We start from the raw sequence: 12,481 nt of genomic DNA, 5'->3' as shown, positions 1-12,481 counted from the left end.
TTGTCAGGGCCTTTCTCGGGGCACCCGGTGCTGCCACTCCCGGGTGAACACGACGGATCCCGCCTCCAGCGCCCGCAGTTGTACGGTGCTGAGGAAGTGCCCGGCGTCGCAGCGCAGTTGGGTGCGGGTCTGGACGGTGATGTCCCAGCCGGCGTCGGGGCGCTCCAGCCGGACGGTGTGGTCGGTGCGGGCCTGGGCGCTGAGCGGGGCGTCGGTGAGGATGCGGTAGGCGGTGACGGTGTGCTCGTCGCGGACCAGGCCGTCGGGGTGGGTGCGGGTGCCGTCGGTGGCGGGGGAGAGTTCGGTGCGCCACTCGTGGCGGCCGATGTCGTGCACGGTGAGGTGTTCGGGCCGGGCGGTGAGCGGCTCGGTGAGGTGGATGTCGAGCGGCTCGGGCAGGGCGGGCGTCTCGAAGGTGACGGGGGCGGCGCCGATGTCGGCGGCGAGGTGGCGGACGGGCAGGCTGAGGGTGGAGCGGGACGGGTCGAGCCCGTACCCGGTGGTGTCGGCGGGCGGCCAGACCCAGGGCCAGTAGGTCGAGGAGAAGGCGAGCCGGAGCCGGTGCCCGGCGGGGACGGTCCGGGCGCAGGCCGCGAGCTCGACCTCGGCGTCCGGCCCGGTGGGGGTCAGGACGCCCCGGGTGACCAGGTCCGAGGTGCCGTCCGGGTGGACCGCGCAGAGCCGGACCGCGACCAGCGTCGGGGGCCCGCCCTCCCGCAGCCGCAGCCGTACGGTCGGCGCGCCGAGCAGTTCGACGGGTTCGGGCAGCGGCTGGGAGTCGAAGCAGACCGAGCGGCCGTCCTCCTCGCGCTGGTCGGGCGGCTGGTCGGCGGGGCGCCCGCGCGGGACGTACGCGCCCGCGTTGAGGCCGGTGTGCTGCGGGGAGCGGACCCGGACGTAGCGCTCGTCGGAGCTGGTGCCGGCGGTGCGCAGCGCCCCGTCGAGGCCGTAGTGGATGGTGCGGACGTCGGGGGAGGGCCAGGACTCGTCGCCGGCCCAGCGGTCGCCGATCCGGCTGCGCAGGGCCGGTTCCTGGTCGGCGCCGGTGTCGACGCCGCGCAGCCAGTGGTCCCACCAGCGCAGGGTCTCGGGCAGGACGTCCTCGGGCAGGCCGTGCGGCCAGGGGCCGATCAGGGCGCGCGCGGTGGGGGACTCGGCGAGCAGGCGCAGGACGAAGGAGCAGGACGGGTCGCCCCAGCCGGCGATGGCGAGGGTGGGGACGGAGACCGGGACGGTGGTGTCGCCGGCGGCGAGCCAGGCGTCGACGGGCGGTTGCAGGGCGTCCAGGCGGGCCAGCCACCGGTCGCGCCAGGCGTCGCCGAGCCGGCGCGGGTCGGGGGGCAGGGCGGCGTCGGCGACCAGGGCGGTGAGCCGGGTGTGCAGGTCGGCGGCGAGGAGGGCGCCGCCGAGCCGGTGGCCGCCCTCGGGGCAGGCGGTGACCGCGGCGCCGACGGTGCCGGGTGCGCGGGCGGCGAGGCGCAGTGCGGTGGTGCCGGCGCCGCCGACGCCGAGCAGGCCGACCCGGCCGGTGCTCCAGGGGCGGCGGGCGAGCCAGTCGGTCACGGCGGTGCCGTCGGCGAGTTCCTGCTCGCCGCCGGGTTCGCCGGGGGTGCCGCCGGAGTCGCCGTGGCCGCGGGTGTCGACCCGGAGGGCGGCGTAGCCGTGGCCGGCGTACCAGGGGTGGCGGCGGGCGTCCTGGGCGGCGGTCCGGTCGGCGAGGCGGTCGCCGGAGTACTCCAGCAGGGCCGGGACGGGCTCCTCGCCGACCGGCCGCCACAGCCGGGCGGCCAGCTCGGTGCCGTCGGGCAGCGGGATGCGGAGGTCCTCGCGGGTGGTGTGGAAGGGGTACGACGGCATGGCCGCTCCCATCGGGTCCCGGGCCGGGTGGGCGCCGGCGGGCCCGCGGCGCGCACGGGGACGGGTGTCGTTCCGTCCGGGCGCGCCGCGGGCGTCGGCATTCCGACCCTAGGGGAGGAGTCGGCCGTTTTCCTGGCGAGGGTTCCTGGCGGGGGGTCCTCGACCGGGGGTCCTCCGACCGGGGTTCCTGGCGGGGGTCCCGGCCGAGGCCCCAGGCGGCTACGCCTTGCTCAGCCAGGCGGTGGCGTTGAGGGCGAGCGCGGCGTTGGTGCCCGCGGGGTCGTCCCAGCCGTCGAAGAGGGTGTTGCCGGGCTGGCCGGTGCCGTCGTCGATGGCGGAGCTGTCGCCCCAGACGGCGACCCGCCCGGAGCCGAAGGTGCTGGTGACGAAGAACGCGCCGGTGTTGCCGCTGGAGCCGGTCCGGTAGACCAGGCCCTTGACCGACGGGTTGTCGGCGGGCTTGAGGGTGAAGGTGGTGCCGTTGCGCAGGATCGAGCCGGTGACGGTGCCGAAGGGGCCGTGCAGGACGGGGTCGGTGGGGTCGTTGACCGCGCGCGGGTTGTCGGTGGTGATGTTGAGCAGGTCGACGGAGAAGCCGAAGGGGTCGTTGTTGTTCACGCCGTTGCTGGTCAACAGGTCGTTGATGATCTTCGGCGAGTCCCAGCCGTCGTTGTTGCGGTCGCTGCCGGTGTGGTCGGAGACCAGGAAGAGCCCGCCGCCGTTCTGGACGAACTTCATGATCGCGGTCTTCTCGGCGGCGCCGAAGCGGGTGTTGGGCTCCGGGACGACGAAGGTGTCGAAGTTGGCGAGGTCGAGCGCGCCGCCGGTGCCGTAGGTGATGGTGGAGCCGGCCGGGAGGGTCTTGAGGCTGTACTGGCCGGTCTTCTGGAGGGCGACGCCCCAGGCGGACAGGGCGCCGGTCCAACTCTTCTCGGTGGTGGGGCTGGGGTTCTGGGCGAGCGGGTCGGGCTGGCTGGTGCTGATGATCCAGTCGGCGTTGCCGGCGGTCTCGGCCTTGCTGTTGTCGAACAGCACCCGGTGCGGGGTGGTGCCCGCGGCGTGCGCGGTCCGGCCTGCGGGGGTGGCCGTGGCGGGGGCGGCTGCGGCGGCTGCGGCGGCTGCGGGGGTCGCGGTGGGGGCGGCGGTGGCGGCCGGGGCGAGGGTGGTGAGGCCGGCCGCGAGCAGGGCCGCGCCGGAGAGGGCCGCGACGTTTCGGATACGGATCGTCATGTGCCGTTCCTCCGTGGGGAGTCGAGGTGTTCGGCGCCCGATTTTTCGCGCGTGGTACGGGAGTATCCGCGCGTAGAGCGGCCGGAGACAGCCCCGGGAGGTGACGAGGTCCTGTACGAGTTGTGGTGATCCCGGGGCGGGCGGGCGCAGATCTGCACTTGCGTATGACTTGCAACTGCGCGCGTCCAGGCGGAAAGATGGCCCAGCTCTGCCCGCTCCGCCGAAAGGACCCCACGATGACCGCCCCTCGCTGGCGAGACCGCCTCACCCGTGAGGAGTGGATCCGCCTGGCCGGAATGGGCGGGTTCATCCTCGCGCTGCACGTCGTCGGCTGGTTCACCCTGCTCGCGCTGGTCGCGCCCGAGCACTACACCGTCGGCGGCCAGGTGTTCGGCGCGGGCATGGGTCTGACCGCCTACACCCTCGGCATGCGGCACGCCTTCGACGCCGACCACATCGCCGCCATCGACAACACCACCCGCAAGCTGATGGGCCAGGGCAAGCGCCCGCTGTCGGTCGGCTTCTGGTTCTCGCTCGGGCACTCCTCGATCGTCTTCGGCCTGTGCGCGCTGCTGGCCTTCGGCATCCGCTCGCTGGCCGGCCAGGTGGAGGCCGACGACTCGACGCTGCACAAGACGACCGGCCTGATCGGCGTCACCGTCTCCGGGACCTTCCTGCTGCTCCTCGGCCTGATCAACCTGGGCGCCTTCAACGGCATCCTCAAGGTCTTCCGCCGGATGCGCGACGGCGACTACGACGAGGCCGAGCTGGAGCGCCAGCTGGAGCGGCGCGGGCTGATGAACCGCATCCTCGGCCGGGTCACCAGGGCCGTCACCAAGCCCTGGCACATGTACCCGGTGGGCCTGCTGTTCGGCCTGGGCTTCGACACCGCCACCGAGGTGTCCCTGCTGGTGCTGGCGGGCGGCGCGGCGGCCTTCTCGCTGCCCTGGTACGCGCTGCTCACCCTGCCGATCCTGTTCGCGGCCGGGATGAGCCTGCTGGACACCATCGACGGCTCGTTCATGAACTTCGCCTACGAGTGGGCGTTCTCCAAGCCGGTCCGCAAGATCTACTACAACCTGACCGTCACCGGGCTGTCGGTGCTGGTCGCGCTGGTCATCGGCTCGGTCGAGCTGATCGGCCTGATCGGCGAGAAGCTGGACATCACCAGCGGGCCGATCGCCTGGATCGGCGGGCTGGACCTCAACTTCGTCGGCTACGCGATCGTCGGACTGTTCGTGCTCACCTGGGCGGCGGCGATCGCCTACTGGAAGTTCGGCAGGGTCGAGGAGAAGTGGTCGGCCGGGCTGGCCGCCGGGGCCGCGGCCTCCGCCGCTCCTGCCGCCTCCGCCGGTTCCGGCAAGCCGGAGTAGCACGCGGGCGAACCGAGGGGCCGGCGACCGGGGGTACGGTCACCGGCCCTTCGGGGCTTTCCGGCCGGGGTTCTCGGGGCGCGGGGAGCCTGCGGGAAGGCCCTGCGCCGGGGTCGCCTACCGCAGCGCGGCGAGCACCGCGTCCGCCATGGCCTTCTCGCCGGTCGCGTTCGGGTGGAACGGCACGGCGGGCGAGCCGGGCAGCGCGCCCTCGACCCAGCGGTCGTCCGAGCAGGCGTCGTGCCCGGCGGTCGGCGTCTGGGTGTCCACGTAGACCGCGCCGTTGGCCGCGGCGGTGGACTCGAGCATCGCGTTGAGCGCGCCCAGCGTGCGGTGCAGGTACGGGATGTCGCGCGGCGCGAGGGGCTGGCGCAGCACGCAGGAGGAGCCGTCGGCGGGCAGCACGGACGGGTAGCCGACCAGCAGCACCTTGGCCTTGGGGGCCTTGGCGTGGATCCGCCGGAGCGTGTCGGCGAGCTTGGGGCGCGCGGTGTCGATCCGGGCGGCGAGGTCGTCCGTGCCGTACTGCCAGGACCAGCTGCTCCAGTCCCAGTAGCCGTGGTTGTAGACGTCCTGGCACGGGGTGCCCAGCGGGTTGACCACCGCGCCGGCCATGCAGGTGGCGATCACGTCGCCGATGCCGAGGTCGCTGGTGCCGAGGTCGTTGCCGCCGATCCCGAGGGTGACCAGGTCGGCGTCGGAGGTCAGCGAGTCCAGCTGCGGGTCGTTGACCCTGATGAACGCGTCGTACTGGGGCTCCGTCATCGCCTTGATCTTGGCGGCGGCGCAGGTCACGTCGGTGTACGCGCCGGCCTTGAGGGCGGCGGCGACCAGGTGGCCGTAGTTGTGGTCGGAGCGCAGGCAGAGTCCGGCGGACTGGCCGGGCACGCCGGCGCCGGCGGCGTAGGAGTCGCCGAGCGCCACGTAGTGCTTCGGCGCCGGGACGGCGGCCTGGGCGGTGGTGGAGGTGAGCGCGAGCGCGGCGCCGAGGGCGACCGCCGCGAGCGGGGCGGAATTCCGGAGGTGCCGGGATTTCCGGGCAGGGCGGAGCACGGTTCCTCCTGGGGGAGAGAAACGACGGGTGGGGGTCGTGCCGAGCCGGGCCACAGCTACTCGCAAGTAAGTTACTGCCAGGTTTCGCGCACGTCCATGGTGTGCGCGGAAATTCCCGAAATCCCGTCAGCAGGATTTCGAATTCCGCTCCACCGCGTATCGGAGGTATTTCCGAAACGCGGTGGAGCGGAATTCGCGCACTCGCTTGTCACCCGGCGGTTGACCACGCGTCACCGCAAGCCGCAGTATCGGGCGCACAGCGGCGGCAGGCCCCCGGGCCCGCCGCCCCCGCGACCCGCGACGGAGGACTTGCGCATGGCCCTGGACGCCGACGTCATCGTCATCGGAGCGGGACTCGCCGGCCTCGCCGCCACCGCCGAACTCGCCGACGCCGGACGGAAGGTGATCCTGCTCGACCAGGAACCGGCGGCCTCGCTCGGCGGACAGGCGCACTGGTCCTTCGGCGGCCTCTTCCTGGTCGACTCGCCCGAACAGCGCCGGATGCGGATCCGCGACTCGCACGCCCTCGCCTGGCAGGACTGGCTCGGCAGCGCCGGCTTCGACCGGCCCGAGGACGCCTGGCCGCGCCGCTGGGCCGAGGCGTACGTGGACTTCGCGGCGGGCGAGAAGCGCTCCTGGCTGCACGGCATGGGCGTGCGGTTCTTCCCGGTCGTCGGCTGGGCCGAACGCGGCGGCTTCCTCGCCGACGGGCCCGGCAACTCGGTGCCGCGCTTCCACATCACCTGGGGCACCGGGCCGGGCCTGCTGGCCCCCTTCCTCCGCCGGGTCCGGGACGCCGCCGACCGCGGGCTGGTGGACCTGCGCTTCCGCCACCGCGTCACCGGGCTGTCCGCCACCGCGGGTGCCGTCGACACCGTCACCGGCGAGGTGCTGGAGCCGAGCCCGGCCGGCCGGGGCGAGGCCAGCTCCCGCGAGGTCGCCGGGCGCTTCGACCTGCGCGCCCAAGCCGTCGTCGTCACCTCCGGCGGCATCGGCGGCAACCACGACCTGGTCCGCGAGGCCTGGCCCGCCCGGCTCGGCACCCCGCCCGCCAAACTGCTTTCCGGCGTGCCCGCGCACGTGGACGGCCTGATGCTGGACGTCGCCGGCGCGGCCGGGGCCAGCCGCATCAACGGGGACCGGATGTGGCACTACACCGAGGGCATCGAGAACTGGGACCCGGTCTGGGCCCGGCACGGCATCCGGATCCTGCCCGGACCGTCCTCGCTCTGGCTGGACGCGCGCGGCCGGCGGCTGCCCGTCCCGCTGTTCCCCGGTTTCGACACCCTCGGGACGCTCGAACACATCATGTCCACCGGGTACGGGTACACCTGGTTCGTGCTCAACCAGCGGATCATCGAGAAGGAGTTCACCCTCTCCGGCTCCGAACAGAACCCCGACCTGACCGGCAGGTCCCTGCGCGGCGTGCTCGGCCGCGCCCTGCCCGGCGCCCCCGGCCCGGTCCGGGGCCACCTGCGGCGCGGCCGGGACTTCGTCGTCGCGGGCAACCTCGCCGACCTCGCCCGGGGCATGAACGCCAAGACCCGCGAACCGCTGATCGACCCGGACGAACTGCGCCGCACGGTCGAGGACCGCGACCGGCAACTGGCCAACCCCTTCGCCAAGGACCTCCAGGTCACCGCCATCCACGGCGCCCGCCGCTACCTCGGCGACAGGCTCGTCCGCACCGCCGCCCCGCACCGCGTCCTCGACCCCGCCGCGGCCCCGCTGATCGCCGTCCGGCTCAACATCCTGACCCGCAAGTCCCTGGGCGGGCTGGAGACCGACCTCTCCTCCCGGGTGCTGCGCCCGGATGGGGAGGTGCTGCCGGGGCTGTACGCGGCGGGCGAGGCCGCGGGCTTCGGCGGCGGCGGCGTCCACGGCTACCGCTCCCTGGAGGGGACCTTCCTCGGCGGCTGCCTGTTCTCCGGCCGCGCCGCGGGCCGGGCGGCCGCCCGGGCGGTGGGGTAGCGCCGCCCGGGGCCCCTCCTGCCGGGAAGAAGGCGGTACCGGACCGGCCCCCGGGGGAGGAGACTGGTAGCGGTCCCGCCCGCACGAGACGTTCGGAGGAACGGTGAGCGCAGCACCCCTGCACGGTCACCACGACAGCCGCCAGCCCGTCCCCCGCACCCAGGACGGCGTCGCCGCGGCCCTGCCGCCCGCGCAGCGCATGGAGTTCTACCGAGAGATGGGCGAAGCCGACATCGAGACGATCGGCGGCGTGCTGAAACGGTGGTGGCTGCGGGCGGAGCTGTACCGAGACCCGGAGGGCGACCGGATCCACGCCGCCGTCCAGGCCGGCACCGCCCCCGGCGCCCCCGCTTCCGCGGTCCTGCGCGCGGACTGACCGGCCCGCCTTCAGCGGGGCTGGGGGCCGGCGGTCGGGCCGGTCCGGGCGGGTGGCGGTGACGGTCCCCGTGGACCGTGCGCACCCCAAGGGCCTGGCGGGCGCCCCCTGACCGGCGGGTACAGTGCCGGTGCAGAGCGCGCCGCCGACCACGAGGGGTACCAGAAGCGATGAGCCGCCGAGACCGCGACCGCGACGGCGCCCGGACGCACGACCGGAAGCGGGGTGCCGCCTCCCCGGTGACCGTCACCGTCTGCCGGGGCTGCTGCTGCGGCACCGAGGCGAAGCACCCCGGGGTGGACCACGCGGGGCAGTACGAGCGGCTGCGGTCGGCGGTGGGCCCGGCGGGCCGGGTCCGTGCGGTGAAGTGCCTGGACGTGTGCTCCCAGTCCAACGTGGTGGTGGTCGGCCCGTCCGCCGAGGGGCGGGCGGCGGGCGGCCGTCCGGTCTGGCTCGGCTTCGTGCTGATGGACGAGATGATCGACGACATAGCCGCCTGGGTGCGCGCGGGCGGCCCGGGTCTGGCCGATCCGCCGGGCCTGCTCGACCTCCAGTTGATCTCGGTCTCCCGCCGGGTGCGGGAGGGGCTGGCGGAGTGAGTCCGGGCCCGCGAGAAGCTGACTGATCGTCAGATCGTCGTCCCGGGGTGGTCCTGGGGTCCGCACCACTACCATGACCGGTGGCGTCGAGCCGTGCCGCGCGAGGGAGGAAGACGATGACGACGGTCTGCCGCATCTGCGCGGGCACCGGCCGGACCGCCGGCCTCAGCTGCCGCACCTGCCAGGGCACCGGCACCACCGAGGTCGGCGGCGGCGGCGGCAACTGCTTCCTGTGCGACGGCACCGGCGTGTACGTCCGCTACCGGGTGGACGCGACCGGCGCCAAGCACGCCTACCGGGACGAGATCTGCCGCACCTGCGACGGCACCGGCAACCGCACCGCCGAGCGCTGGGAGGAGCCCGCCCCCAGGCCCGCCCGCCCGCCGGTCCCGCCGGTTTCTCCGGTCCCGCCGACGCCCGCTCAGGCCGAGTGACCGGTGGGGGCATGATCCGGCGTCGGATCGGTACGGACACGCCCTTTGCCAATCCATGGTCGAACATTGGTGTTCGAATGGGGGACACGCTGCGGCCCGTTCACCGGGCGTCCCCGTGCGATCCATGAGCCGCTGACAGAGTCCCGCGCATGGATATCCCCAACATGGGCGTGCCGGCCAAGCTCGCCGACCGCATGAGCATGGCCGAGCAGCACGAGTACCTGCGGGCCCGTTTCTCCCGCCGCCGGATGCTGCGCGCCGGTGCCGTGACCGTCGGTGCCGTCGCCGTCGGCGGTGCCATGGGCAGCGGTACCGCCTTCGCGGCGCCGGCCGGCCCGCAGCTGCTGACGGGCGGCACGACGGACGGCATCGACGGCTCGCTGGTCGCGCCGGTCGGGCGCCACCTCCAGTTCGGCCCCGAGCCGGACACCCAGTTCCGTGTCTCCTGGCAGGTCCCGGCGCCGGTCAAGAAGCCGTTCCTGCGCTACGGCAAGACCCCGTGGGAGCTGAGCCACAAGGTCCAGGCCGAGGTCCGCGCGCTGCACACCCCGGCGCTGACCCCGACCGGCCAGCCGGTGGACCAGTACTACCTGCACGTGGCGCTGGAGGACCTGCGCCCCGACACCACCTACTACTACGGCGTCGGCCACGAGGGCTTCGACCCCGCCTCGCAGCAGCAGATCTCCACCCTGCACACCTTCCGCACCGCGCCGTCCCGCGACCACCGCTGGGGCAAGGTGTACGAGCCGTTCACCTTCACCGCCTTCGGCGACCAGGGCGTCAGCTCGCACGCGGCGGGCAACGACCACATCATCAAGGCCCAGAAGCCGGCCTTCCACCTGCACGCCGGCGACATCTGCTACGCCGACCCGGCGGGCTCCGGCACCGACCCGGACAAGTCCGTCTTCAACGCGAAGACCTGGGACGACTTCCTGGTCCAGACCGAGACGGTCGCCGCCGAGATCCCGTGGATGGTCGCCTACGGCAACCACGACATCGAGGCCTGGTACTCGCCCAACGGCTACGGCGGCGAGAACACCCGCTTCTTCCTGCCGAACAACGGCCCGGACCCGCGCAACGTCCCGGGCGTCTACACCTTCCGCTACAAGAACGTCGGCGTCATCTCCCTGGACGCCAACGACGTCTCGTACGAGATCCCGGCGAACCTGGGCCTCTCGGCGGGCAAGCAGACCAAGTGGCTGGAGCGCACCCTCAAGGACCTGCGCAACGACGAGACCATCGACTTCGTCGTGGTCTTCTTCCACCACTGCGCCTTCTCCACCACCGTCGCGCACGCCTCCGAGGGCGGCGTCCGCGAGGCCTGGGTGCCGCTGTTCGAGAAGTACCGGGTGGACCTGGTCATCAACGGCCACAACCACATCTACGAGCGCACCGACGCCATCCTGGGCAACAAGGTCTCGAAGCAGGTGCCGAGCGGCGCCACCATCGAGCCCGAGAAGGACGGCGTGGTCTACGTGACCGCGGGTGCGGCCGGCCGCAGCCTGTACAAGTTCGACGTGCCGGACACCTACGAGGGGCACGAGAACCACCAGGACGAGGTCAAGACCTACTACTGGAGCAAGGGCCGGGTGAAGACCCCCGAGACCATCCAGTGGTCGCGGGTCCGCTACACCGGCTACTCCTTCATCAAGGTCGACGTGACCCCGGCCCACCTGGGCCAGAAGTCGGTCATGAAGGTCACCGCGCTGGCCGAGGACGGCACGCAGATCGACAACTACTCGATCCTGCGCAAGGTCGGCGAGGGCTGGGACTCCAACCGCGACGACGACGGCGAGGGCGGCGGCTGGGGCTGGTAGTCCCCGGCGGTCGTGACGGTGCCCCGGTGTCGGTCCTCGACGCCGGGGCACCGGTGCGTCCGGCGCCGGTGGGCCGGAGTCGGGGGCCGGACTCGGCGGTTCAGCGCCGGGGGCCGTACATGATGACGGTGACCCCGGCCAGGCAGACCAGCGCGCCCGCCACGTCGTAGCGGGTCGGCCGGAAGCCGTCCACGACCACGCCCCAGAGCAGCGAGCCGGCCACGAACACCCCGCCGTACGCGGCCAGTACCCGGCCGAACTGGGCGTCCGGCTGCAGCGCCGCGACGAAGCCGTACGCGCCGAGCGCCACCACCCCCAGCCCGGCCAGCCACCAGGGCCGCTGCTCGCGCACGCTCTGCCAGACCAGCCAGCAGCCGCCGATCTCGGCGAGTGCGGCGAGGACGAACAGGGAGACGGAACGCAGGACGGTCATGGTCCCCGACCCTATGACCCTCGACGGCGGGTTCAGCTCTGGCGGTAGGTCGCCAGGAAGCGGCCGATGCGGTTGACGGCCGTCTCCAGGTCGTCGGCCCGGGGCAGGGTGACGAAGCGGAAGTGGTCCGGGCGGGGCCAGTTGAAGCCGGTGCCCTGGACGACGTGGATCTTCTCGCGCAGCAGCAGGTCCAGCACGAACCGCTCGTCGTCCACGATCCGGTGCACCGCCGGGTCGAGCTTGGCGAAGGCGTACAGCGCGCCCTTGGGCTTGACGCAGCTGACGCCGGGGATCTCGTTGAGCGCGCGGACCGCGATGTCGCGCTGTTCGGTGAGCCGGCCGCCGGGCAGGACCAGGTCGTTGATGGACTGGTGGCCGCCGAGCGCGGCCTGGACGGCGTACTGGGCGGGCACGTTGGGGCACAGCCGCATGCCGGAGAGCATGGTGAGGCCCTCCAGGTAGTCGCTCGCGTGCTGCTTGGGCCCGGAGACGACCAGCCAGCCGCTGCGGAAGCCGGCCACCCGGTAGGACTTGGAGAGGCCGTTGAAGGTGAGGGTGAGCACGTCGTCGGCGAGGGCGGCCAGGCAGTGGTGCTCGGTGCCGTCGTAGAGGATCTTGTCGTAGATCTCGTCGGCCAGGACCATCAGCTGGTGGCGGCGGGCCAGGTCGAGGATGCCCTCCAGCAGTTCCTTCGGGTAGACGGCGCCGGTCGGGTTGTTGGGGTTGATGACGACGATGGCCTTGGTGCGGGGGGTGATCTTGGCCGCGATGTCGTCCAGGTCCGGGTACCACTCGGCCTCTTCGTCGCACAGGTAGTGCACGGCCTTGCCGCCGGCCAGCCGGACCACGGCCGTCCAGAGCGGGTAGTCGGGCATCGGGACGAGCACCTCGTCGCCGTCGTCCACGAGCGCGGTGACGGCCATCTGGATCAGCTCGGACGCGCCGTTGCCGAGGTAGACGTCGTTGACGGTGACGCCCTGGACCCCGCGCTGCTGGTAGTACTGCACCACCGCGCGGCGGGCCGGCAGGATGCCGCGCGAGTCGCTGTAGCCGTGCGCCTTGGGCAGGTTGCGGATGATGTCCTGGATGATCTCCTCGGGCGCCTCGAAGCCGAACGGTGCCGGGTTGCCGGTGTTCAGCCGCAGCACCGTGTGCCCGGCCTCCTCCAGGGCGTTGGCCTGGTCGACCACCGGGCCGCGGATCTCGTAGCACACGTCATTCAGCTTGCTGGACTGCCGAAACTCCACTGCGGCCTCCCGACCGTCACCACCGCTCCGCTGCTTCTGCTTTGTTCTACCAAGTAGGCACTTGGAAAGTCCAACCTTTTGGCTATGCTGA

General features: G+C 72.9%; 11 protein-coding genes. 6 read left to right on the top strand and 5 right to left on the bottom strand.

The window, feature by feature from the left end:
* Positions 1-3: 3 nt before the first annotated feature.
* Together ACFQ6N_RS21420 and ACFQ6N_RS21415 are read right to left on the bottom strand one after the other, a co-directional pair.
* Positions 4-1,857, bottom strand: coding sequence for a CocE/NonD family hydrolase (locus ACFQ6N_RS21420; protein WP_380651140.1), 1,854 nt, complete (start codon positions 1,855-1,857; stop codon positions 4-6).
* 219 nt (positions 1,858-2,076) lie between these two features.
* Positions 2,077-3,087: a hydrolase gene (locus tag ACFQ6N_RS21415; RefSeq protein ID WP_380651137.1), complete on the bottom strand. Its 1,011-nt coding sequence runs from the start codon at positions 3,085-3,087 to the stop codon at positions 2,077-2,079.
* A 236-nt stretch (positions 3,088-3,323) separates the two neighbouring features.
* Between ACFQ6N_RS21415 and ACFQ6N_RS21410 the strand changes: the two genes are divergently transcribed.
* Positions 3,324-4,460 (top strand): HoxN/HupN/NixA family nickel/cobalt transporter, encoded by a 1,137-nt coding sequence (locus tag ACFQ6N_RS21410; RefSeq protein ID WP_380651134.1) that lies wholly within the window; start codon positions 3,324-3,326, stop codon positions 4,458-4,460.
* 117 nt (positions 4,461-4,577) lie between these two features.
* On the opposite strand, the gene ACFQ6N_RS21405 is transcribed toward ACFQ6N_RS21410, so the two are convergent.
* The gene (locus tag ACFQ6N_RS21405; protein ID WP_380651131.1) at positions 4,578-5,513 is read right to left on the bottom strand and encodes an SGNH/GDSL hydrolase family protein; all 936 of its coding nucleotides are present in this window, start codon (positions 5,511-5,513) and stop codon (positions 4,578-4,580) included.
* A 315-nt stretch (positions 5,514-5,828) separates the two neighbouring features.
* Between ACFQ6N_RS21405 and ACFQ6N_RS21400 the strand changes: the two genes are divergently transcribed.
* The 5 genes from ACFQ6N_RS21400 (at position 5,829) to ACFQ6N_RS21380 (ending at position 10,710) form a co-directional block, all read left to right on the top strand.
* Positions 5,829-7,484: an FAD-binding dehydrogenase gene (locus tag ACFQ6N_RS21400; RefSeq protein ID WP_380651128.1), complete on the top strand. Its 1,656-nt coding sequence runs from the start codon at positions 5,829-5,831 to the stop codon at positions 7,482-7,484.
* Between the two features lie 103 nt (positions 7,485-7,587).
* Positions 7,588-7,860 carry a hypothetical protein gene (locus ACFQ6N_RS21395; RefSeq protein ID WP_380651125.1) on the top strand — a complete coding sequence of 91 codons (273 nt, stop codon included), beginning with the start codon at positions 7,588-7,590 and terminating at the stop codon, positions 7,858-7,860.
* Positions 7,861-8,030: 170 nt separating this feature from the next.
* Complete coding sequence (locus ACFQ6N_RS21390; RefSeq protein ID WP_380651122.1) at positions 8,031-8,459, top strand: (2Fe-2S) ferredoxin domain-containing protein; 429 nt, start codon at positions 8,031-8,033, stop codon at positions 8,457-8,459.
* Positions 8,460-8,575: 116 nt separating this feature from the next.
* Positions 8,576-8,893, top strand: a complete 318-nt coding sequence (locus ACFQ6N_RS21385) for a hypothetical protein (RefSeq protein ID WP_380651119.1) — start codon at positions 8,576-8,578, stop codon at positions 8,891-8,893.
* Positions 8,894-9,042: 149 nt separating this feature from the next.
* Entirely contained in the window at positions 9,043-10,710 is a 1,668-nt protein-coding gene (locus ACFQ6N_RS21380) for a fibronectin type III domain-containing protein (protein WP_380651116.1), read from the top strand.
* Between the two features lie 100 nt (positions 10,711-10,810).
* Here ACFQ6N_RS21380 and ACFQ6N_RS21375 read toward each other — a convergent pair whose 3' ends face one another.
* Positions 10,811-11,143 carry a YnfA family protein gene (locus ACFQ6N_RS21375; RefSeq protein ID WP_380651113.1) on the bottom strand — a complete coding sequence of 111 codons (333 nt, stop codon included), beginning with the start codon at positions 11,141-11,143 and terminating at the stop codon, positions 10,811-10,813.
* A gap of 32 nt (positions 11,144-11,175) precedes the next feature.
* Positions 11,176-12,390, bottom strand: coding sequence for a pyridoxal phosphate-dependent aminotransferase (locus ACFQ6N_RS21370; RefSeq protein ID WP_380651110.1), 1,215 nt, complete (start codon positions 12,388-12,390; stop codon positions 11,176-11,178).
* Between the last annotated feature and the right edge of the window lie 91 nt (positions 12,391-12,481).

The sequence above is a fragment of the Kitasatospora sp. NPDC056446 genome (assembly GCF_042796115.1).
Taxonomy (GTDB): Bacteria; Actinomycetota; Actinomycetes; order Streptomycetales; family Streptomycetaceae; genus Kitasatospora.
Note: the sequence above shows the minus strand (reverse complement) of the source record. Positions and strands in the feature narration are given on the sequence as shown.